Genomic DNA, 22,153 nt, shown 5'->3' on the forward strand with positions numbered 1-22,153 from the left:
GGTCATCGCCTTCAACGAATCGCTTCATGAGTCACCCGATCTCAGTGCGTTGATTCAGTTTAGGCGATCAATACGTTTTCACACACTCTGGACCCATATCTTCCGCATGCGGATACGAAGAATGCGCGGACGTGGACAGCGCGTTTCGATTTACCCGATGCGCCGCCCATTCCCGAGCCGCCGACTATCGTCCCGTTCCCCGTCAAACATAAGCCCGCTCGCCACAGCGTACCGGGTGGCAATCCGTGCCCTGAAGCTGGATGGTGGCAATCTCCCGCGAAGGCGGACAGTCGTCGCTATTTCGAAGCGGGAGAAATCATGCCGGTCTTTGCAGGCAGCAGATGGGGCGCAACAAACTGGATCTGGTCCGACAACGAGAGTACATCATGAACGACAAGCAAGAAATGGTACGCCTGAACCTAGCCGATTTCGCCTCCGACGTAAATCGTAGCTGGTTAAGCCGTCACGCACCGTGGACCCTGACAACAGGGCATTGGCTCACTTCTCCATCGCACGAAAACTGGATGTGGATCGATGACGAGGGACGAGAGATTTGTCGCTATACATCTTCGCAGCTAGCGGTGGGTTGGGACGACATCGTGTGTCAGTCGGATATGACGTGGTCGACGCTTGAACGGATCGACTGCATGCAACTCGATCTGATGATTATCCAGGGCGTGGTGTCGGTGATTTGCATGGCGGAAGAGACGATGTTCGGTGTGTTGCTGAACGATGGCAACACACCGCTGCAGCGGAGAAGCGAAGCGCCGGCGGCCATCTTTATCGCGCTGGCCGTCATGATCGGCACGGCAGACACGGAAGCGCTCAACGCACTCGCAGCGAGCCTTGGCGTCGACGAATCGAACGCCGGCTAAAAACGAGCACCGCAATGGCGTCATCGTCATCCGATGACGCCCGCTCATCGCCGTTTCATCCTCACACGCTCGACGACGTATCCTCTTCCGCTTCATTCAACACCGCGTTCTGCACCGCCGTAGCCGGGCTCACATAAGCCGGCGCCTGGCGGGGGTCGTCGATCGTATAGCGCAGCCGTCCACCTTCCACATACACGCGCAATTGCCGGTACTTCACCAGATACATCAACCCCACCAGCGCCGCCGCGAACCCCGACGCCGCCCCCACGCCGAGTGCCCAACGCGGCCCGAAGCGGTCTGCAACCCAGCCAACTACAGGCGCGCCGAGCGGCGTGCCGCCCAGTGCGATAGCCAGCAGAATCGCGATCACGCGACCACGCATGGCGGGTTCGGTAGACAGTTGCACGAGACTGTTGGTCGACGTGGTGAAAGTTTGCGTCGATATGCCGATCACAACCAGCGCCATACCGAACAGCACGTAGTTCGGCATCAGCGACGCCAACGTGCAGCCCACGCCGAAAATTGCCGCCGCGCCGAGCAGCAGCGCCATGCGCGGCTTCGACCTGCGGGCCGCGAGCAACGCACCGGTCACCGAGCCGATCGCCATGGTGGAACTCAACACACCGTATTGACTCGCGCCCGCATGAAATGCGGTGACTGACATGGTGGAAATGAAGATCGGGAAATTGAGTCCGAACGTGCCGATCAGGAACAGCATCAACAACGCGGCCTTCAGATCGGGACGGGTCCATACATACTTGAAGCCTTCCACGAAACTGCCGCGCGCACGTTTCGCTCGCGGCTTTAGATACAACTGATCGAGCCGCAACATGCGCAGCGAACCGAGTACGGCGACGAACGAGAGCGCGTTGATCAGAAACACCCAGCCCGTGCCCACCGAGGCGATCAATAGCCCCGCGACCGCCGGCCCGATCATCCGCGCGGCGTTGAACGAAGTGGAATTCAACGCGACGGCGTTGGACAGATCCTCTTCGCCGACCAGATCGGACACGAAGGTCTGGCGCGCCGGGGAATCGAACGCGGTGACACAGCCGAGCAAACCCGCGAATACATAGACCTGCCAAAGCTGCACGAGTCCGGTGACGGTGAGAATCCCGAGGCCGAGCGCAAGCGAGCCCATCGCCGCCTGCGTGACGAACAGCAGCTTGCGGCGATCGAAGTGATCGGCCGCATAGCCGGTGAGCGGCAACAGCAGCATTTGCGGGCCGAACTGCAGCGACATGACGATGCCCACGGACGTCGCGTTGTGATGCGTAAGCTCGGTGAGAACGAGCCAGTCCTGCGCCGTGCGCTGCATCCACGTACCGATGTTGGACACGATCGCGCCGCTAGCCCAGACCCGGTAATTGAACGTGCGCAGCGAACGGAAAGTCCCTTTCAACGGATTGTTCCCATCGTGAAGAACAGCGTGATGATCGGCGCGGTGCGCGGACTGGCGGACTCGCTCATGCGTGGGAGCGTTCGAGCAGGTCGAGCACTTCCTGCGTCGTACCGGTTTCGCCGATGCGCGGGAAGATGCGCGCGAGCGTGTTGTTGTGCGCCTCCAGATGCATGTCGGTCATGGCGTCGACCACCAGCGTGAGGTTCAGGCCGAGTTCGTGCGCGAAACGCGCGGTTGATTCGACGCCGATGCTGGTCGCCACCCCGAGCAGCACCACCTGTGTGACGCCTTGCTGCTGCAGATACGCCTGCAGATCGGTGTTCGTGAACGCGCCCCACGTGCGTTTGGTTACCAGGTGATCCGAAGGCTGCTGATTCAGTTCAGGCATCAGCTCCGTGAAACCGGCCGGGAAGTCGCCTTTCGGACCCGTCTGGTCCGCGCGACCCGGCGCGCCGCCGGCAACGTTGACCAGCACGACCGGCAAACCGTGACGGCGGAACGCCTCGGTCAGCAGCGCCGCGCGTTGCACGACCTCGCCGGTGGGGTGCGCGGTGGGCAGTGCGACGATGCCGCGCTGCAAATCGATCACGACCAATGCGGTCTTTGCGTCGAGCGTGGTGAGTGCCATGGGGTTTCTCCTGCGGGTTACGAGTCGATGAGACGTTTGAGCAAGTCGACGCCGACAGCGAGTTGCTGCTGCTCGGCCGCCGAAAAGCGTGTCTGGATGGTACGGAACAGCCAGTCTTCGCGTGCCGCGCGGCTGGCTTTGACTTTCTTGCGGAAAGCGGGGGTGAGCGAGAGAACGGTTTGCCGGCCGTCGTTCGGATCGGGTGCGCCGGTAACGAGCCCAGCGGCTTTCAGAGCCGAGAGCATTTCGCCCATGGATTGCGGGCGCATGCCGTGCAGGCGCGCGAGGGAACTGACGGTGGCGGAGCCTTCGCGCTCCAGCAAACTCAGCACCTGAATCTGCGACGGCGTGAAGTCGCCGATATGCGCCTCTTCGCGCAGCCGCCGGCGCAGTTTGCCAGTCACCACGCGCAGGTCTTCCGCCATGGTGTGCAGGGCGTCGGCATTGGGTAGTGAGACGGGTGAAGCAGGCACGGAATCGCTCTTACTCATGGCTTACAGATATGAAGGTTACCTACAAAGGTTACCTTCATATCTGCGCCGAGTCAAGGCGATGCAGGCGGTGAGAGGAACGGCTGAGTGGCGGCGCGGCCACCGAGGCGTCAATCGGTCACGCGCGCCGTTCGTGATGTTGCGGACCTTAGAACTTATGACGCAGCGCAACGCGCGCCACGACCTGATTCTGCGTCGACGACGGCGACTGCACGCCCGGAATGAACGCGTCGTCGAGAATCGAGTTGGTCGAACTGCCGGCCACCTTCTGATATTCGCCCTGCACGTAGACGTCGGTGCGTTTGGAGAGGTTGTAATCCGCCATCAGACCGACCGAGTGAATCTTCGGCTTCACGCTGCCCGACGACGCGTCGTAGTTCTCCATCGTGTAGACATACTGCGCGCCGACGAAGAACGCGGGCGTGAACTGGTATTTCGCGTTCACCTCGAAGTTCTGATACTTCAGCGTGTTCAGCGTGACGCCGGCCGCGGCGAGCGGAATGCCGATATAGCCGTTGCCGGTCGGGTTCTGGTAATTCGAGTTGGTGTACGCGAAGCCCAGCGTCGTCGAGCCGAAGGTGTAGTTGATGCCGCCGCCGAATACGCGCATGCGTCCGGCGATAAAGCTCGCGTCGTTCGCGGTGATCGCGCCGTTCGAGCCCACGCCCGGATTGTCCGCCTGCAAATAGGCCGCGGCGACCAGCAGGCCGCCGTTCGCGTATTGCGCACCGAAGCTGTATGCGCGGTTATTGGCGAAGTTCGTATCGTTGCTGAAGCTATACGCACCGCCGAACTGGAAGCCCGAGAACTCGGGGCTCGCATATTTGATGGTGTTATCGAGGCGGAACGAGTTGTCGGTGTTGTCGTTGTCGTACGGATGCGCGAACAGATAGCCGGCCCAATTGCCGTTGGCGGTGGTCTGCGCAAGGTAATCGACCACCGAATCGTATTGACGGCCCAAGGTCACCGTGCCGAATTTATCGCTGCTAATCCCCACGTACGCCTGACGTCCGAACATGCGGCCGCCCTGATTGAGCCGCCCGGAATTCAGATCGAAGCCGTTCTCGAGTTGAAAGATCGCCTTGAGTCCGCCGCCGAGATCTTCCGCGCCTTTCAGGCCCCAGCGGCTGCCTTGCGCATAACCGCTGGCGAGTTCGACGACGCTGCCGTGTCCGACGTTATTCGTGTAGTCGACGCCTTCATCGATCACGCCGTAGAGCGTGACGCTGCTTTGCGCGAACACGGGGGTAGCGGCGCCCAGCAGGGCGAGGGCGATGACTTTCTTTTTCATGAGATCTCCAGTGTGTATTGGCGAGGGGCCGTCGCATGATTTTCCGGCCAATACTTTTTGCAAAGCGAGGAATTCCGATGGGATCAATCGGCTTCGCCGATGGAGCAAGCGCTGGAGAACGCAAGCTCGCGGAGAACCGTTGGCGATCCGAAGTACCGTGGCGAGAGGAGAAGCGTTTCGCCGGGAGAAGAAGAGTGTGAGGTCAGGCTAGTAAGTCTGCTGATGAAACGCGGCGGCGCTCTGTGCAGCGCCGCCGGAAAATCACCTGCTTGCAATGAAGCCCGTAAGGAAAGACTGCACGCTCAAGCGGCTACACCGACCGCCACGTTCCTGCGTTCTTCGACCATCGCCTCGATCAGCGCGGCGAGATCGTCCACCGCCGGATCGCGATTGACCGATGAACGATGCAACTCGAGATCCGCCGCCGGCAATAGAGGCAGGCCATCGCACACGCCGAGCACGCGCCAGTTCTCCGGCAGCGTGCAGCGGTCGATAATCGTCACCGCCGCACCGTGATTCACGGCCACCTTGATCCCCGTCGGACTCTGGCTGGTGTACACCACCTGGTATTGCCGCTGGAACGCGGCGAGCGCTTCGAGCCCGCGCTGACGATAGCAGCAGGTCTCGGGAAATAGCGCCAGCGGTACGGGCGCGTCGGGTTCCAGCACGAAATCCCGATGCGCCGCCCACACCACCTCTTCACGCCCGAGATGCCGCCCGCTGGTTTGCGAGCCGTGCCTCACCACCAGCGCTAGATCCAGTTCGCCCGCTTGCAGTCGCTCCAGCAATTCGAGCGACATCCGGCAATGAATATGCGGCCGCGCGCCGGGCCGCAGCGCGTAGAACTTCTTCAGCAACTCCGGCAGCCAGAGCTCCGCGTAGTCCTCCGGCAAGCCGAAACGGATCACACCGTCGCTCTTGCTCCGGTTCAGTGCGGCGATCGCTTCGTTTTGCACCTGAATAATGCGGCGAGCGTGAATCAGAAAGTTTTCGCCGTCGCGCGACAGCGCGAGCCGGCGGCTGTTGCGCAGAAACATGTGCGTTTCCAGCCGCTCTTCCAGTGTACGAATACGCAGACTGATGGTCGATTGGGTGCGGTGCAGCAACTTCGCCGCCGCGGTGAATCCGCCGCTGTCGACCACGGCCACAAAGGCTCGCACCAGTTCGGGATCGAGAGAACTCAGTTTTGACCAATCGGGTCCGCTGATGGAAGCCATCGGAATTACTCGCTTTCCAAAGAAATTTGGCGATCAAAACATGGGGGCGTCAGTGAGGTGATTGTTGTCGAAAACAATTCGCGTCACAAATCAGTCCGAACCCCTAATTGGAGTCCCGCCGTGTCAGTCAGTCTTCCTCTTGCCGATGCCGAATGCAACGATTTGAGCGACATCGTCGATACCGGGCGTTATCCGCTGCACGATCCGGACCATCCGCGCATGCGCGAGCTGGTGGCGAGCTGTCGCGCCCATCTGGCGGGCAACGGCAGCGCCGTGCTGCATGGCTTCCTACGGCCCGAAGCGCTGGCCCAGGCGCGCGCCGAAGGCGTCGCGCTGGCCGCCAAGACCTACTTTTCAACCCGTAAGGTCAACGCCTATTTCACCGCGGACGATCCGTCGCTGCCCGCCGACGACCCACGCCGCGTCTTCATGGACCGCACCAGCGGTTTCGTGACCCGCGACGTGATTCCGGCCGACGCGATCGTGCATCGCATCTATGTGGCGCAGGCCATGAAGCGTTTCGTCGCCGCCTGCCTCGGCGAAACACGGGTCTGGGAATACGCGGACCCGTATGCCGGCCTGGTGCAAAACGTCATGCCGCCGGGCACCGAGCAGCCGTGGCACTACGATACCAACGAATTCATCGTATCGATGATGACGCAACAGCCGGAAGCGGGCGGCGACTTCGAGTATTGCCCGAATATCCGCTCGCCCGAAGGCGAGAACTACGACGGCGTGGGCAGCGTGGTGCGCGGCGAGACGCGCGCGCCGATCAACGTGATCACGTTGCAGCCGGGCGATCTGCAACTGTTCAAAGGACGCTTTTCGCTGCACCGCGTCACGCGGGTGGAAGGCACGGTCGAGCGCCATACGGCGATCTTCGCGTACTCGCAGAAGCCGGGTGTGATCGGCCGGCTCGAACGGACCCGGCAGTTGTACGGGCGCGTCTCTGAAATGCATCTGGAAGCCGAGCAGCGGCTGGTGCGTGCCGATAACCTGGTCGATTGAATCCGCTTTCCCCCACCTATAACTACGTCCCCCCTGTCGAGAAACCATGACGATTATTCGCCCGACTCATCTGCCGGAAGATTGCGAACCGACCCCGGAAGAAATTGCGCAGATTCAACGCGACCGGCTCGCGGCCGTGCGTCGTGAGCTGAAAAAGCGCGACCTCACCGCCGCGATCCTGTTCGACCCGACGCATATGCGCTATGCCACCGGCTCGCGCAACATGCAGGTGTATTCGATGCGCAATCCCGCGCGCTATCTGTTCGTGCCGGCCGAAGGCAAGGTCGTGCTGTTCGAATACGCGGGCTGTGATTTCCTCGCAGACGGGCTCGACACGGTCGATGAAGTGCGACCCGCCACCGCGATTTCCTACTACTTCTGCGACGACATGCTGGGACGCGTCACCGAGCGCTGGGCCGACGAGATCGATGAACTCGTCAGGCAAAGCGGTGGCGGCAAGCGGATCGCGATTGAAAGCGCGACCTCGGCGGCGGCCTTTGCGCTGCAAGCGCGCGGTTACCAGATCAGCGACGCGCAGGAACCGCTGGAACGCGCCCGCTCGATCAAGGTACCCAACGAGATCAAGATGATCCGCTCGTCGCTGCGTGCCGCCGAAGAAGGCGTGCGCCGGCTCGAAGCGGCGCTGGTGCCCGGCATCAGCGAAAACGAACTGTGGTCGCACCTGCACAAGCACATCATCGAGACCGATGGCGATTATGTCGAGACGCGTCTGATCAGCTCGGGGCCGCGCACCAACCCGTGGTTTCAGGAGAGCAGTCCGCGCAAGATTCAGGCGGGCGAACTCGTCGGACTCGACACCGACGTAGTGGGACGCTTCGGTTACTACGCCGATTTCTCGCGCACCTTTCTGTGCGGCGATCTGCCCGCGACCACGGCGCAAAAGACGCTCTACAAGCTCGCCTACGAACAGGTCCATTCGAATATGGAGAACGTACGCGCCGGCACGACCTTTCAGGAATTCATCGCGAAGGCGTGGAAGATTCCCGGTCCGTATCAGGCGCGCCGTTATTTCGCGCTCGCGCATGGCGTGGGCATGACGGGCGAGTATCCGTACATCGTCCATCGCGAGGATAACGAGGCCAAGGGCTATGACGGCGTGATCGAGCCCGGCATGACGCTGTGCATCGAAAGTTATATCGGCCATGAAGCCGGCGGTGAGGGCGTCAAGCTGGAAGAGCAGCTGTACGTGCGCGACGACGGCCGCGTGGAACTGCTGTCCGACTATCCCTTCGAGAAGCGCCTGCTTGCCTGAACGCTGAGCGCGGCCGCATTCGGAGACATTGCGGCCGACGCTTCCCATGCCAACCCATTCAATGCCATTCATTACGCCAAGGGTGATCCACGATGCAATTCAGACAACTCCGCGCGGTGCTGTGCGCCGCCGCCATCGCCTTGACCGGCACGACCGCGCACGCCGCGGATAGCTGGTGCGCGCAAGGCAAGACCGTTCACTTTGCCGGCATCACATGGGAAAGCGGGTCGTTCGCGACTGAAGTTTTGCGGCAGATTCTGGAGAAGGGCTACGGCTGCAAGACCGACGTCGTGCCCGGCAGTACGGCGGCCACCGAAACCGCGCTCGCGCACAACGACGTGCAGGTGTGGGCCGAACAATGGACCGGCCGCAGCGAGATCACCGCGAAGGCGGTCGCGTCGGGCAGCGTGAAACTGGTGGGCGATACGTTGCCGGGTGGCACGAAAGAAGGCTGGTTCGTGCCGGAATACGTGGTGAAGGGCGATCCGAAACGCGGCATCAAGCCGCTCGCGCCGGGCCTCGTCTCGGTGACCGATTTGCCGAAATACAAAAGCGTATTCGCCGACGACGAGGAACCGGACAAGGGCCGCTTTCTCAACTGCCCGACCGGCTGGGACTGCGAGCGTGTCAATACGCGCCTGCTGAAGGTACTGAATCTGGACGCGACCTATACCAACTTCCACCCGGGCACCGGCGCGGCGCTGGATGCGGCGATCGCCTCCGCGTATCAGCGTGGTGCGCCGATCGTGTTCTATTACTGGGGACCGGCCGCGCTGATGGCGAAGTACAAGTTCGTCGAATTGAAAATGCCGGCCTATAACGACGCCTGCTGGAAGACCTTGCGCGACGAGAGCAGCACGTCGCAATGCGCGTCGTCGTACATGGTTTCGCATGTCACGGTTGGCGTGTCCACGCCGTTCTACGACGCCGATCCGCAACTCGTGTCCATGCTCAACAAAGTCAAGTTTCCAATGGACTTTCTGAACAGCACGATCCTCGAAATGAGCACGAAGAAACTCGACGGCTCGGCCATGGCCACGCAATTCCTGCGCGAGCATCCGGAAATGTGGAAGCAGTGGGTGCCGGCCGACGTCGCGTCCAAAGTGCAGGCTGGACTCACCGGCGCCTGATCGATAGCGAAGTGCCGGACGGTTGTAATGCCCGGCCGATTTCGACGGCGTGACGCCCTGACAGCTTCACGCCGGACCGCAGATGCGGGAGCGGGGCGACCCGCTGTCCATTTGCCGTGGAGGCTTGATCATGCATTCGTTTTTTCTGCATCTCTCGATTGCCGACTGGGTGAACGACGCTGTGCAATCGTTCGTGACCCGCTACGGCGATGGTTTTCATCAGTTCAGCATTTCCGTGTTGCGCTACGTGCTGGTGCCGCTCGAAGGCGCGCTGCGCGCGTTACCGCCGTGGCTGATCCTGCTCGCGGTCGGCGCGATCACGTGGAATGCGACCCGGCGATTGACCATCGCCGGGTTCTTTATCTTGCTGCTGTACGCGATCGGTTGCTTCGGGCTCTGGGAAAAGCTGATGCAGACGCTGGCGTTGATGCTGGTGGCCACCGTGCTATCGGTGTCGTTCGGCGTGCCGCTCGGCATTCTGACCTCGCGCAGCGCGTGGTTGCGTCGCCTGCTGTTGCCCACGCTCGACGTGATGCAGACGCTGCCCAGTTTCGTCTACCTGATCCCGGTACTGATGCTGTTCGGCCTCGGCAAGGTGCCGGCGATTCTCGCAACGATCATCTACGCGTTGCCGCCGCTGATTCGCCTGACCGATCTCGGCATTCGTCACGTGGATGGCGAAGTGGTCGAGGCGGCGCGCGCATTCGGCACCACGCGCTGGCAGCTGCTGGTCAACGTGCAATTGCCGCTGGCGCGCCCTAGCATCATGGCCGGCATCAACCAGACCACGATGATGGCGCTTTCCATGGTGGTGATCGCCTCCATGATCGGCTCGCGCGGTCTCGGTGAAGACGTGCTCGCCGGGATTCAGACGCTCGACGTGGGCAAGGGCATGCAGGCGGGCATCGCCATTGTGATTCTCGCGATCGTGATCGACCGGATCAGTCAGGGCTATGGGCAGGACCGTCGTACGCGGCGTCTGTTCGCGCAACGCAGAAAGGCGAAAGCAGCCTCGCGGATTCCGTATCGCGTGAGTAGCGCGGAGGCGAACGAGCAGGGCGCGGTGGACAGCGGACTCGAAACCCGAACGGCGAAGTAACTGGCCTGACTGGTAACACGCCTGGCCCATTCAGAGCAAAGCATCAGGAGAGCAAGATGGCAGCGATCGAAGTCAAACACGTGTACAAGCTGTTCGGCCCGCCCACGAGTCACGCGCGCGTGCTGGACTTATTGCGCGGCGGCAAAGGCAAAGCCGACGTGCTCGCGCAAACCGGCTGCAATGTCGGTCTCAACGACGTCAGCCTGAACATTGGCTCCGGTGAAATTTTCGTCATCATGGGTCTTTCCGGCTCCGGCAAGTCGACGCTGGTGCGCCACTTCAACCGGTTGATCGAACCGACCGCGGGCGAGATCGTGATCGACGGCTCGGACGTCATCAAGCTCGGCGCGCAGGGCTTGCGCGAACTGCGCCGCTACAAGGTCAGCATGGTGTTCCAGAACTTCGGGCTGCTGCCGCATCAAACCGTGCTCGACAACACCGCGTACGCGCTGCGCGTGCGCGGTGAAAACCGCGCGCAGGCCAACGACAAGGCGCGCGTGTGGCTCGGTAAAGTAGGCTTGAACGGTTACGACGAGCACTATCCCGACGAGCTGTCCGGCGGCATGCGTCAACGTGTCGGCCTTGCGCGTGCGCTCGCCGCGGATACGGATGTCCTGCTGATGGACGAAGCCTTCTCCGCACTCGACCCGCTGATTCGCACGGAGATGCAGGATCAGCTGCTGCAATTGCAGGCCACCTTGAAGAAGACCATTGTGTTCATCACACACGATCTCGACGAGGCGTTGCGAATCGGCAATCGCATCGCGATTCTGCGCGACGGCAAGCTGGTGCAGCAGGGCACGCCCGACGAAATTCTGACGCGCCCGGCGGACGATTACGTGAGGCGTTTCGTGGAGCGGCGTTCGGATCGGGGTGCGACGCGGCAGTGAGGCAAATCCCGCTTCGTTGCAATGCCAACCTGTTTCGCCGATTCTGATTTTGAATCGCTTCGCTTCACTGCGTTGTCACTCGGTACTCGTAGATTGGAGGGGCTGTACCCTTTCAATCCATGAGAACCGAAATGACAAAGATCAGATGGCATCATGCAGGAACCGTTGCCTTGCTGTGCGCAAGCAGCGTCGCTCACGCGGGCACACCGTCGGTGGGTAGCCGTGAATACAAAGTACTGCTCAACCCCGCCAGTTTCGCAAGCCAGCCGGCGGATGCGGCCAATCGCTTTCTCACCGACCTGCAGGCGAGTCTCGCGGCGAATGGCTTCGATCGCACGGTTACCGGCAGCTTCAAGGCCGACAACGATCGCACCGTGCTGTACTACGATTCGCCGGGCACTTGCGCGGTCAGGCAGGCCGGCTATTCGATGCGCGAACGCGACGACAGCAGCGGCCGCAATATCGAACTGAAATTCGGCTCGCCCAATCAGACGACTTCGGCGAATACCGACGTGAGCGGCAGTTCATCGAAAGCGAATAGCAAACTCGAAGACGACATCACGCCGCCGTCAAACCAGACCTATTCGCACTCCACCAACGAACCGCTGTCGGACTCGAAGAACATCAATCATCTGAGCGACATCAAGGATCTGTTCCCGACCACGCACGTGTTCGACAGCGTCAGCACTCAAACGCTGGTGCCGGTGAGTGGACTGTCGATTCATGAAGTCACGTACGACGGCGCGGTCAGCGATCTCGGTCAGGAAGATGCCGACTTCACGATGACGGTCTGGTACGCGAACGGTTCGACGACGCCCGCGCTGGCCGAGATTTCTTTCGAGGTCGACGTGAACAGCGACGGTGTCTTCACCGACAAGGTGACTTCGCGTTCGCAACTGATTTTCAGCGTGATTCAGGGCATGACGAACTGGGTGCAGTCGCCGAGTTCGACGAAGACCGCGTGGGTGTACAAGTATCAGCCGACGTTCTGCGCGCAGTAAAGCGGTAGGGCGTTATGGCGGTTCCGCGCTATTGAGATTTCGACAGCATTAGCGCGGAACCCAGGCGAGTGCAGTGAAACTAATCAACTCACTGCGCTCGCCTCTCAGCACATTCACGCTACGTCGTCGAAACGTTTCGCCCAGCGCGCACCGCAACCTAGCAACGCGCCGCTGATCAACAGCGTCACGGTGCCCATTGCCATTCCGTCGCCGATCGAGCCCTGCTCGAACTGCTGCCAGATGAATATCGACGCGGTCTGCACACCACTCGGCGCGAGCAGCAACGACGTCACCAACTCACGCGAAGCGACCGCGAACACGATCATCACCGACGATATCAGTGCCGGCGCGACCAGCGGCAACACGATTCTCAGCAACACGCGCGCGCTCGTCGCGCCATGCACGCGCGCCGCCGCTTCGAGTCCGGAACCGAGTTGACGCAATGCCGCGCTCGTATAGCGGATCGGATACGGCAACAGCAGGCAACTGTATGACAGCAGCAAAATGCCCCATGTGTTGTACGGCGTGACCGGCCAGATCGGCAGATTCCACGCGAGAATCAACCCCACACCGACCACGATGCCGGGCAACGCATGCGGCAACAGCGTCAACGCGTCGAGCGCGGCGCGGCCACGTAGACGGGTTTTGACGACTACCCATGCGCTGAGAAAACCCAGGCCGCCTGTCACGCAAGCCGTCGCGGCGGCAAGCGCGAGACTCGTGCCGAGTGCGCTCGCACCGTCGCTGCCGGCGGAAAGGGCTTTGAAGTGCGCGAGCGTGAGGTTGTCGATCGCGAAGCCACCCGACAGCGTGCGCGAAAACGCCGTCGTGACGATCGCGAACAACGGCGCGATGGCGGCACAGAACGCAACGAAACCGAACATCAGAAGCACCGGCCAGCGCCAGTGGCCCAATTCGCGTCGCAGCGTTGCCGTGGGTTTGCCGGTCTGCGTTTCGAAGTCGCGGCCCGCGAGTACCCGCCGTTGCAGCACAAAGGCTGCTAACGCGAGCAAGGCAAGCAGCAGCGCGAGCACCGACGCGCCGGGCAGATCGATCGGCCAATCGGAGAACCGTTCCTCGATCGATGTCACCATCAACGTGAAACCGGCACGCGAACCGAGCGCGGACGGCACCCCGAATTCTTCGATCGCCATCGTGAAGGTCAGCAGTGCGCTGGCGGCGATGGCGGGCAGCATCAACGGCAACGTGACGCGCGTGAAACTGCGCCACGGGCCCGCGCCGAACACGCGCGCCACGTCGGCCAGACGTCCGCCCAATGCGGCGAGCGTGCGCGACACCGAAAAGTAGACGACCGGAAACACACCGAGCGTCATGGCCGCGACCACGCCGTTGAACGAGAACAGAAAGCGGCCGAGGTTCACGCCGGTCAACTGTTCGAGATACCCGTTCGGTTGCAGCAGCAGAATCCAGCCGAACGCCGCGAGGTACGGTGGAATCAGAAACGGCGCGAGAAACAGCAGATCCCACAGACGTGCACCCGGCAGCCGGAACAAACCTCGCACGACGCCAAGCGGCAACCCGAGCGTCACGCTGGCGAGCGCGACGCTCACGCCGAAGCGCACCGTGTTGCCAAGCAAAGGCAGGGTATCGGCGCGCACCAGCGCCGCGCCGAATGCGCTAAACGGATGCGCGAACGAGCCGCGGTTGAGCAATGGAAAGATGGCCTGCAACACGACGAAGCCGATCGGCAACGCGATCAGCACGGCGAGCGCGGCGAGCAGCGGCGTCAGCAGCCAGGCCGAACCGCCGCGCGGCGCGCCGCTGGACGGCGCGGCGCGCATCATCACGCGAGCCATTAGTGATCGCCGAACAGCGCATTGAAACGCGCGAGCACCTCGGCGCGCGTCTTGGTGTTCGAGCCGTCGTCCTGCGGCAGCAGCTTCAGATCTTTCAGCGGCGGACGGGTGCCGGCGATGTCGTCGCGCGCCGGAATCAGCCACGCGTCGGCAACCAGCTTCTGGCCTTCGTCGGACAACACGTAGTCGATGAATGCGCGCGCTTCGTTCTGCACGTGCGAGGTCTTGAGGATCATCATGGGACGCGGCGCGATCACGGTGCCGCTACTCGGAAAGATCACCTTGACCGATTCGCCGTTCGACGCCGCGCCGTACGCCACGTAATCGACCGCGCCGAATACCGCCGACTTGGCGCCCTGCAGCACGGGGTTGATGGCCTGCGCGTTCGGACCGAGCACGACCATGCCGTTCTTGTGCAGGCTGTCGAACAGCGACCACGCGGCCTCACCCAGACGATCCTGCAAGCCGAGCAGCAGATCGAGCGAGGCACCCGACAGCGCCGGATTCGGCGTGGTCACCTGATTGCGATAAGCGGGCGCGGCAAGATCGCGCCAGTCGTGCGGTTCCGGCTTGCCGGTGCGCGTATTCCACACGATGCCGAGCGCGGAGATGCCCTGCGCGACATAGGCGGGGCCTTTAAACATAGGCGAAACATGCGCGGCATTCGGGCTCTGATAGTCGAGCAGCCAGCCGCGCTTTTCCAGATCTTGCGCGGTGTCCCACGACGCGGAGATCAACACGTCCGCATGCGGATTGCTCGCCTCGGCTTCGAGACGCGCCATCACCTTGCCGGTGGTGGCCTGGAACAGATCGACCTTGATGCCCGTCTTGCGCTCGAAACCGAGCGCAAGTTTTTTGCTGAGGTTGCCGGGTCCGGCGGTATAGACGGTAATAGAAGCAGCTTCGGCTGGGGACGTGCCCAGCCCGAGGGTCAACGACATGGTGAGAATAACGAAGAAAATTGACTTGAACATTGTAGCGATTCCTTTACCGGTGAAGGACGCTTTCCACGCGCCCGTGCGTGAGCGTGACGATCGTATGGGCGAGGGCTTCGGCTTCCTTGCGCTCGTGGGTCACGTACACCGCGGTGGTGCCGAGTTGCGCGAGCAGGCCGCCGATCTCGTCGCACAGACTCGCGCGCAACTGGCTGTCGAGATTCGACAGCGGTTCATCGAACAGCAGGATGCGCGGCTCGGCGACGATCGCGCGGGCCAGCGCGATGCGCTGCTGCTGGCCGCCCGATAACGCCGACGGACGGCGCGCGCCCATCCCGTCGAGACCGACGCGCGCGAGCGCCGCGGTGACCCGCCCGGCGCGTTCGCGCCGGCCGACACCGCGCATTTCCAGCGGAAACGACACGTTGCCGGCCACCGTCATATGCGGCCACAGCGCATAGTCCTGAAACACCATGCCGAGACCGCGCGACTCGGGCGGCAAACAGATCGCCGCATCGGCGACGGTTTCGTCGCCGAACATCACGCGGCCCGCGTCCGGTTTCAGCAGCCCGGCCAGCAGTTTGAGCAAGGTGCTCTTGCCGCAGCCCGACGGTCCGAGCAGCGCGAGCGTGGTGCCCGCCGGCACGTCGAGATCGACGCCGTCGAGGACGGCCTGCGTGCCGAAAGTCTGACGAAGTCCGCGCACGCGGATCGATACGCTCGCGCTATCCATCCTGCCGTCCTCAGAACGTGTGGCGAATGCCGGCCATCAGGCCGACCTGGTTCTTGCCCGCCACCACGTCGGTGGCGAAACCGTTCAGGCCGAGATTCGAGCCGTTGCGGTTCAGCGCATACGCGAGGTTCAGGTAGAGGTCGGTGCGCTTGGACAGAAAGTAGTCCGCGTCGACCTGGAACGACCACGGATCGCGCGACGTGCCATAAAAGTTCTGGTACATCGCCGTGCTCGACAGATTCAGCGCGGCGCTCGCGTGATAGGTCGCGCCGAGCCAGTAGAGGCTGGTCGCTTCGACCGGACCGGTGGAGAGCGTGCTCAGGTGGATCGCTTTCGAATTGAGGTAGCGGTACCCACCGAACAGATCCGTGGAAGCCAGCGCATAGCGCACGCCGACGCCGATGCGTCGGTCGACGTTGCCTTCGTAGCCGCCTGCCTTGGTGGTGTGCGCCGCGGTCGGGCTGGTGCTGCCGCCGTTCTTCTGGTCGTACGCGATGGCCGCGCTGAGCGGGCCGCTCTTGTAACGCAAGCCGGCTTCGATCACGCGCGCGTTGCGCGTGTCGCCCGCCGGTTGCGCGCCGTACGTGACGTTGTCGTAACCGAGGCTGTACTGGACGAGCGCGGTGACCGGGCCGAAATGATGTTCATAGCGAACCGTGTTGTCGAGCCGGTCGGAGAACGCCGGATCCTGCATCTTGATCGCGTAGACCGCGTTGCCGAGCGGGTTGTACAGGCTCATCCAGTCGAGGAACAGGCCGCCTTGACGGCCCAGCGACAGCGAGCCGTAAGTGGTGTTCGACAGGCCTACGTACGCGAGCCGGCCGAATTCACGGCCGCCTTGCAGCAGGCCGCCGCTGTCGACGTTGAAGCCGCTTTCCAGGCGGAAGAACGTTTTCGAGCCGCCGCCGAGATCTTCGGTGCCGGTGAGACCCCAGCGCGAACCTGACAGATTGCCGGAGGTCAGGCGCGTGACGTCGTGCGTCTGGCCCTTGGTGGCCGAAGCATTGTTGAGAAATTCGACACCGGTATCGATGATGCCGTATAGCGTGACGGAAGAAGAGGAAGAAGCTTCTGAGGCGGCGAAACTGGTGTTCGACTGACAGACGGAAACGGCCAGACAGCAGCCGACCGCCGCGATGCGGTAGGAGTGGTTCACGGATTGTGTCCTCTTTGGGATTAAGTTTGAGCCGTGAATGTAAGCTGGGCTTAAGTCAAATGAATGACAGCGTAACGCCCGGCATTTTTTCCGGTGTTTACGGTGGGGAATGACGGATTCGTGTCATCGGCGAAGCGGGTTGTCACGTTATGAGGGAACGGCCGAGCTTGCCGTCGTCGTCACGTCGACGCTCGCCAGTCTGCCCCTCATTCCCCATCGGTTCCTTTTTCGCGCGCGAAATTCATCACATGTCATTTCCTCTTTCAACGATCACGACGATTTCCAAGGCAGGCGTGCGCGCCGCGCTGCTGTGCGGCCTGTTCGCGACCGGGTTCGCGCAGGCCGCGGACAACGTCATCGTGCTCGATTCCGGCGAAGCGAAACTCTCGCTCGTCGACGAAGCCACCCACCAGGTGATCGGCACCGAGCCGACCGGCAAGGAGCCGCACCATCTGATGATCACGCCCGACGGCCGTTCGCTGATCGTGGCCGATTCGGTGTCCAACGACCTGATGTTTCTCGACCCGCACACGGGCAAGGTGCAGCGCCGTGTCGAAGATATCGAAGACCCGTACCAACTGGGTTTCTCGCCCGATCACAAGTGGTTTGTCACGGCCGGGCTGCGGCTGGATCGCGTCGATGTGTATCGCTACGACGGTCAGAACGTGCTGCTCGCGAAACGCGTGCCGCTGTCGAAAACGCCGAGCCACATGACGTTTTCGTCGGATAGCCGCACGGTGTTCGTCACGCTGCAGGACACCGGCGAAGTCGCCGCGATCGATCTCGCGACGCAGACGGTGCTGTGGAAACTGCATGTCGGCAACACGCCCGCCGGTTTGTGGATGACGCCTGGCGACCGCTATCTGCTGATCGGCATGACGGGTGAGGACGACGTGGCCGTGGTCGACTGGCACAAGCAGCAACTCGTGAAAAAAATCCCGACCGGCCGTGGCGCGCACAACTTCCGTAATCTCGACGACGGTCAGCACATCGCGGTGTCGAACCGCGTGGAGAGCACGATCAGCATTCTCGATTACAACACGCTGACGAAAGTGGGCGACATTACTGGTCTGATGCCCGGACCCGACGACATGGAGTTGTCCGCCGATCGCCGCTACCTGTGGGTGACGTTCCGCTTTGCGAAGCACGTGGGCATTATTGATCTGACGACGCGAAAACTTATCGACACGATTGCTGTCGGACGTTCGCCGCATGGCCTGTATTTCGCGAATCGCGCGCCGGTGACCGCGCCGAATCCGGATTGAGGCTGGGGAGCCGCCGAGGCCTCAAGCTTCCGCTTTCATTACAGCATCTGTTTTCAGAGGTTTTTCGATGATTCACGACATCCTCGCGTTGCTCGACAACGGCATTTCAGCGCTGCAAACGCTGCTGTATGTCGACGTCGTACAGCCGTTCTTCTTCAAGTTCGGCTTGATGGGCTATGACGAAGACACGTACGACGCGCTTTACTGGGTGATCATCGGCGTGCTCGAAATCGTCGTGACGTATGCCGCTTTGCGGCCGCTCGAAGCGTTGCGGCCGATCGAGACCTGGCAGGATCGCAAGGCGCTGCGTGCCGACGTGGTCTACACGTGGATCGCCAAGCTCGGCATCATCAACATCGCGGTCTTTTTCATGCTCACGCCGTTGTTCAATCACTGGCAAAGCCTGATGGCCATCTACAACGTGCCGAATATCGACGTCGACAGTCTGTGGCCGGGCGTGACCGACCAGCCGGTCGTGTCGTTCCTGATCTATCTGATCGTGCTCGACTTCTTCGGTTACTGGTATCACCGCTGGCAGCATCGTTTCGGCGTGTGGTGGGAATTGCACGCGGTTCATCATAGTCAGCAGCAAATGTCATTGTGGGCCGACGACCGCAATCACTTTCTCGACGACATCATCCAGGCGGCTTTTTTTGCGGCCATTTCGCTGTTTATCGGCGTGCAGCCGACGCAGTTCGTGGTGCTGGTCGCCGTCGGCAATTTCATGCAGAGCGTGCAGCACGTGAATGCGCGTTTGCCGTACGGGTGGCTGCTGGAGCGTGTGATCGTCAGTCCGATTTTTCATCGCCGGCATCACGCGGTGGGGTATGGGCACGAAGGCACGCGTTACGGATGCAACTTCGGCGTGCTGTTTCCATGGTGGGACATGATGTTTCGCACCGTTTCGTGGGATCGCACCGTCGAGCCGACCGGGATTCGCGATCAGCTGCCCGTGCCGCATGGTGCAGGCCGTTCTTATGGCGCGGGTTTGATCGCGCAGCAGTGGTACGCGTTCGGCCGGATCGTGCAGCGTTTGCGCGGTCAGCGGAACTATGCCGGTGGTGCGGTTGAATAAGCCGCTGAATGATCGATGCAATGAGCCGCGAGATTCGCGCGGCTCACGCCCGCGCTAGCCGACCAACACGCCTCGCGCGAATTAATCCCGCGACGACGCCTGCGCGTCGGCCGCCAGATAGCGCCCAGGGGTCGTGCCCATTGCGCGGCGAAACATGTCGATAAACGCGCTGACGTTGTCGTAGCCGAGTTCGAGCGCGATCGTCGTGACGGGCATGCCGTCCGCGACAAGTTCGAGCGCACGCAGCAAGCGCGCCTGCTGCCGCCACTGCGCGAACGTCATGCCGGTCTCCGCCGCGAAACGGCGGCTCAGCGTACGCGGCGCAAGACCCGCCCACACCGCCCATTCATCGAGCCGGCGATTGTCGGACAGATCGCCGACCAGCGCGTCCGTGAGACGCACGAGCCTCGCGTCGTCAGGACGCGGCAAATCCAGAGATTCCTCTTTCGAAGCCGCGAGCTCGTCGACGATGACTTCCGCGATGCGCGTTTGCGCGTCGTCGAGTTCGACGCCCGGCCAGCTCGCCACGCGCCGCACGGCTTCGCGCAGCAAGGGCGTGGTTTTGATCGCGCGCGGCTCGCGCGGCAGTTGCTCGCAGCGTTGCTCGGTGATGAACACACTCCAGCCTGAGAACGGCCCGTAGGAGCGCACCGAGTGCTCGTAATGCGGTGGAATCCAGATGGCGTGGATCGCGGGCACGACCCATTGCTGCCGGTCGAGGCCCACCGAGACGAGTCCGCTCAATGCCCCCATGAGTTGCCCACGCGCATGACTATGCGAGGCCGTTGAACGTGCCTCGTTTTGCGTCAGCTCGGCCGCGGCGAGGAAAGGACCGGCCGGCGAGGTGACGAGATCCGGGCGAATCAAAGGTTGGGTCATGGCCGGAATACCGTATTGATTGGCCTTTATACCGGAGACGGGCCGGTTTTGCACGCTTACACTGGATTTCATGGTGACCAACAAGGAGTGCAGTGCGATGCGAGCTGAACAGGTTCTTCCCGATTCAATCAATCAGACCGAGATTGGCGGTACGACGATCCGTAAGGGCACCGTCGCGGCATTTCTCGCCAATGCGCGTGTCTGGTGCGACCCCGATGCGAGCAAAGCGGCGCGCACCGAGGCCGAAGCCGATATGGTCGACGCCATCTCCGCGCTGCACCTTCTCGGCCTGTTCGACGTGCTCGAGATTCGCGATCGCGCGTTGCGCGAGTGGGTTGACGCACGGCAGCGCGCGCTTCAATCTCAATCCTGAACGCCAGGCTGACAGCAAGGAACCCTCATGAAAGCAGCTATTGTCAAAGCGGCGGGCGAGGCGCCCGTCTACGCGGATTTCGATCGGCCCGAACCGTCGAGCGGATTTCGTGTCGTCGATGTCACGGCGTCCGCGCTCAGTCACGTCACCCGTTCCAGGGCGGCGGGCTCGCATTATTCGTCGACGGGCGGCTTTCCGTTCGTTGCCGGCGTGGACGGCACCGGCCGGCTGGACGACGGCCGGCGCGTCTATTTCTTCAAGCCGGAGGCGCCGTTCGGTGCGATGGCGGAACACAGCCTCGTCGCAGACGCGCATTGCATTACGTTGCCCGATACGCTCAGCGACGTCACGGCTGCGGCGATTGCGATTCCCGGTATGTCGTCATGGGCGGCGCTCGTCGAGCGGGCGGCTTTCGTGGCGGGCGAAACCGTGTTGATCAACGGTGCAACGGGCACCTCGGGACGGTTGGCCGTGCAGATCGCGAAGCACCTCGGCGCGGCACGAATTATTGCGACGGGGCGTAATGCGGCGTCGCTGGAAGCGCTCAAGCTCGTCGGCGCCGATGTCACGATTTCGCTGGATCAGGACGAAGCCAGCCTGAGCCGCGCATTTGAGGCGGTGTTTAGCGACAGCGTGGACGTGGTGCTGGATTATCTGTGGGGCGCGAGTGCGCGGGCGTTGCTGATCGCGGCGGCGCAAGCCTCGGCGGACGATCACCCCGTGCGCTTCGTTCAGATCGGCGCGATCAGCGGCGCGGAGATCGCGTTGCCGGCGGCCGTGCTGCGTTCGGCGGATGTCAGGCTGGTGGGCAGCGGGATTGGCAGCGTTCCTTTGGCGCATTTGTTCGGGGCGCTGAAAGCGGTCTTCGATGCGGCGGGGCCCGCCGGTCTGCAAGTGACGACTCAGACTGTGCCGCTGGCGGAGTTGGGCGCGCATTGGGGGCATCCGGATAGTGCTTGTCGGACGGTGTTTGTGCCATAGGCGTGGGGGTATGGCGCTGGTCGTTGGTCGATGCCCTCGTCGATCGGGTAGTGTGCTGCGCGCCCACCTTTGTCATGACGGAACACGTTCGCTCATCCCGTCCTTGCCTTACCGGTTTATTTAACTATAGTGTGAAATATTAACCGTGAGGTTTATCAAAGGAGGCAATCATGAGCGAATCGTTCGAACGTCCTTCGTTGGGGGCATCGGTGTACTACAAGGACGCGTTTGCCGCGCTCGACTGGCTTGAAAAAGCCTTCGGCTTCGAGCGGCAGATGGTCATTACGGACAACGACGGCCAGTTGGCCCACTCGGAAATGCGTTTCGGCGACAGCTACGTGATGATCTGTCGCGAATGGTCGGAAGATGCGGCGAGCCCCGCGTCGATCGGCGGCAAAAACACGCAGTCGGTGCACGTGCAACTACGTGAGGGTATCGACGAGCATTGCGCTCACGCGCGCGCTGCGGGCGCGGTAATTACGCGTGAGTTGGCCGATCAGTTCTACGGCGACCGTGTGTACGTGGCTCGCGATCCGGAGGGGCATGTCTGGAGTTTTGGGCAGACGGTGCGCGAGGTGTCGCGTGAAGAGGCCGAGCGCGAAAGCGGGCTGAAGATCGAAGGCTGGGTTTAACG

The 22,153-nt window shown here is 62.2% G+C and carries 22 protein-coding genes and 1 pseudogene; 13 read left to right on the forward strand and 10 right to left on the reverse strand.

Going from position 1 to position 22,153, the window contains the following annotated elements:
* Positions 1 to 81: 81 nt before the first annotated feature.
* Both B0G83_RS39375 and B0G83_RS38420 read left to right on the forward strand, forming a co-directional pair.
* A pseudogene (locus tag B0G83_RS39375) lies at positions 82 to 390 on the forward strand (hypothetical protein); the annotation flags it as partial.
* Entirely contained in the window at positions 387 to 875 is a 489-nt protein-coding gene (locus tag B0G83_RS38420; RefSeq protein WP_146120365.1) for a hypothetical protein, read from the forward strand. The pseudogene B0G83_RS39375 and the gene B0G83_RS38420, both read left to right, overlap by 4 nt.
* Positions 876 to 936: 61 nt before the next feature.
* On the opposite strand, the gene B0G83_RS36795 is transcribed toward B0G83_RS38420, so the two are convergent.
* The 5 genes from B0G83_RS36795 to B0G83_RS36815 all read right to left on the reverse strand — a co-directional run bounded on the left by B0G83_RS36795 (position 937) and on the right by B0G83_RS36815 (position 5,904).
* On the reverse strand, positions 937 to 2,277 hold the full coding sequence (locus tag B0G83_RS36795) for an MFS transporter (protein WP_105512179.1): 1,341 nt from the start codon (positions 2,275 to 2,277) through the stop codon (positions 937 to 939).
* A gap of 64 nt (positions 2,278 to 2,341) precedes the next feature.
* On the reverse strand, positions 2,342 to 2,905 hold the full coding sequence (locus B0G83_RS36800) for an isochorismatase family protein (protein ID WP_105512180.1): 564 nt from the start codon (positions 2,903 to 2,905) through the stop codon (positions 2,342 to 2,344).
* Between the two features lie 17 nt (positions 2,906 to 2,922).
* Complete coding sequence (locus tag B0G83_RS36805) at positions 2,923 to 3,396, reverse strand: MarR family winged helix-turn-helix transcriptional regulator (RefSeq protein ID WP_105512181.1); 474 nt, start codon at positions 3,394 to 3,396, stop codon at positions 2,923 to 2,925.
* Between the two features lie 148 nt (positions 3,397 to 3,544).
* The gene (locus B0G83_RS36810) at positions 3,545 to 4,687 is read right to left on the reverse strand and encodes a porin (protein WP_105512182.1); all 1,143 of its coding nucleotides are present in this window, start codon (positions 4,685 to 4,687) and stop codon (positions 3,545 to 3,547) included.
* Positions 4,688 to 4,989: 302 nt separating this feature from the next.
* Entirely contained in the window at positions 4,990 to 5,904 is a 915-nt protein-coding gene (locus B0G83_RS36815; protein ID WP_105512183.1) for a LysR substrate-binding domain-containing protein, read from the reverse strand.
* 120 nt (positions 5,905 to 6,024) lie between these two features.
* Here B0G83_RS36815 and B0G83_RS36820 point away from each other — a divergent pair, with 120 nt between their 5' ends.
* The 6 genes from B0G83_RS36820 to B0G83_RS36845 all read left to right on the forward strand — a co-directional run bounded on the left by B0G83_RS36820 (position 6,025) and on the right by B0G83_RS36845 (position 12,305).
* The gene (locus B0G83_RS36820; RefSeq protein WP_105512184.1) at positions 6,025 to 6,912 is read left to right on the forward strand and encodes a hypothetical protein; all 888 of its coding nucleotides are present in this window, start codon (positions 6,025 to 6,027) and stop codon (positions 6,910 to 6,912) included.
* Between the two features lie 46 nt (positions 6,913 to 6,958).
* Entirely contained in the window at positions 6,959 to 8,185 is a 1,227-nt protein-coding gene (locus B0G83_RS36825; protein WP_105512185.1) for a Xaa-Pro peptidase family protein, read from the forward strand.
* A 92-nt stretch (positions 8,186 to 8,277) separates the two neighbouring features.
* Entirely contained in the window at positions 8,278 to 9,315 is a 1,038-nt protein-coding gene (locus B0G83_RS36830) for an ABC transporter substrate-binding protein (RefSeq protein ID WP_105512186.1), read from the forward strand.
* 130 nt (positions 9,316 to 9,445) lie between these two features.
* Positions 9,446 to 10,414: a proline/glycine betaine ABC transporter permease gene (locus tag B0G83_RS36835; protein WP_105512187.1), complete on the forward strand. Its 969-nt coding sequence runs from the start codon at positions 9,446 to 9,448 to the stop codon at positions 10,412 to 10,414.
* A gap of 56 nt (positions 10,415 to 10,470) precedes the next feature.
* Complete coding sequence (locus tag B0G83_RS36840) at positions 10,471 to 11,304, forward strand: glycine betaine/L-proline ABC transporter ATP-binding protein (RefSeq protein WP_105512188.1); 834 nt, start codon at positions 10,471 to 10,473, stop codon at positions 11,302 to 11,304.
* 131 nt (positions 11,305 to 11,435) lie between these two features.
* A complete protein-coding gene (locus B0G83_RS36845; RefSeq protein WP_105512189.1) occupies positions 11,436 to 12,305 on the forward strand; it encodes a hypothetical protein in 870 nt (289 codons plus the stop codon).
* Between the two features lie 113 nt (positions 12,306 to 12,418).
* Here B0G83_RS36845 and B0G83_RS36850 read toward each other — a convergent pair whose 3' ends face one another.
* Genes B0G83_RS36850 through B0G83_RS36865 form a run of 4 tightly spaced genes read right to left on the reverse strand, consistent with a single transcriptional unit; the run spans position 12,419 to position 16,946 of the window.
* The gene (locus B0G83_RS36850; protein ID WP_181157181.1) at positions 12,419 to 14,122 is read right to left on the reverse strand and encodes an iron ABC transporter permease; all 1,704 of its coding nucleotides are present in this window, start codon (positions 14,120 to 14,122) and stop codon (positions 12,419 to 12,421) included.
* Positions 14,122 to 15,096 carry an ABC transporter substrate-binding protein gene (locus B0G83_RS36855; RefSeq protein WP_105512190.1) on the reverse strand — a complete coding sequence of 325 codons (975 nt, stop codon included), beginning with the start codon at positions 15,094 to 15,096 and terminating at the stop codon, positions 14,122 to 14,124. The genes B0G83_RS36850 and B0G83_RS36855 overlap by 1 nt, the downstream gene beginning before the upstream one ends.
* Before the next feature lie 13 nt (positions 15,097 to 15,109).
* Positions 15,110 to 15,790, reverse strand: a complete 681-nt coding sequence (locus B0G83_RS36860) for an ABC transporter ATP-binding protein (RefSeq protein WP_105512191.1) — start codon at positions 15,788 to 15,790, stop codon at positions 15,110 to 15,112.
* A 10-nt stretch (positions 15,791 to 15,800) separates the two neighbouring features.
* The gene (locus tag B0G83_RS36865) at positions 15,801 to 16,946 is read right to left on the reverse strand and encodes a porin (RefSeq protein ID WP_105512192.1); all 1,146 of its coding nucleotides are present in this window, start codon (positions 16,944 to 16,946) and stop codon (positions 15,801 to 15,803) included.
* Between the two features lie 248 nt (positions 16,947 to 17,194).
* On the opposite strand from B0G83_RS36865, the gene B0G83_RS36870 reads away from it, so the two are divergent.
* Both B0G83_RS36870 and B0G83_RS36875 read left to right on the forward strand, forming a co-directional pair.
* Positions 17,195 to 18,211, forward strand: a complete 1,017-nt coding sequence (locus tag B0G83_RS36870; protein ID WP_105512193.1) for a beta-propeller fold lactonase family protein — start codon at positions 17,195 to 17,197, stop codon at positions 18,209 to 18,211.
* Between the two features lie 67 nt (positions 18,212 to 18,278).
* Positions 18,279 to 19,286, forward strand: a complete 1,008-nt coding sequence (locus tag B0G83_RS36875) for a sterol desaturase family protein (RefSeq protein ID WP_105512194.1) — start codon at positions 18,279 to 18,281, stop codon at positions 19,284 to 19,286.
* Between the two features lie 81 nt (positions 19,287 to 19,367).
* Here the strand turns inward: B0G83_RS36875 and B0G83_RS36880 are convergent, their stop codons facing one another.
* On the reverse strand, positions 19,368 to 20,165 hold the full coding sequence (locus B0G83_RS36880) for a helix-turn-helix domain-containing protein (RefSeq protein WP_105512195.1): 798 nt from the start codon (positions 20,163 to 20,165) through the stop codon (positions 19,368 to 19,370).
* Between the two features lie 97 nt (positions 20,166 to 20,262).
* On the opposite strand from B0G83_RS36880, the gene B0G83_RS36885 reads away from it, so the two are divergent.
* The 3 genes from B0G83_RS36885 (at position 20,263) to B0G83_RS36895 (ending at position 22,151) form a co-directional block, all read left to right on the forward strand.
* Positions 20,263 to 20,538: a hypothetical protein gene (locus tag B0G83_RS36885; protein ID WP_105512211.1), complete on the forward strand. Its 276-nt coding sequence runs from the start codon at positions 20,263 to 20,265 to the stop codon at positions 20,536 to 20,538.
* A gap of 27 nt (positions 20,539 to 20,565) precedes the next feature.
* The gene (locus B0G83_RS36890) at positions 20,566 to 21,519 is read left to right on the forward strand and encodes a zinc-binding alcohol dehydrogenase family protein (RefSeq protein WP_105512196.1); all 954 of its coding nucleotides are present in this window, start codon (positions 20,566 to 20,568) and stop codon (positions 21,517 to 21,519) included.
* Positions 21,520 to 21,689: 170 nt separating this feature from the next.
* Positions 21,690 to 22,151, forward strand: coding sequence for a VOC family protein (locus B0G83_RS36895; RefSeq protein ID WP_105512197.1), 462 nt, complete (start codon positions 21,690 to 21,692; stop codon positions 22,149 to 22,151).
* The last annotated feature ends 2 nt before the right edge of the window (positions 22,152 to 22,153 follow it).

The organism is Paraburkholderia sp. BL21I4N1, assembly GCF_002973525.1.
In the GTDB taxonomy this organism is placed as follows: domain Bacteria; phylum Pseudomonadota; class Gammaproteobacteria; order Burkholderiales; family Burkholderiaceae; genus Paraburkholderia.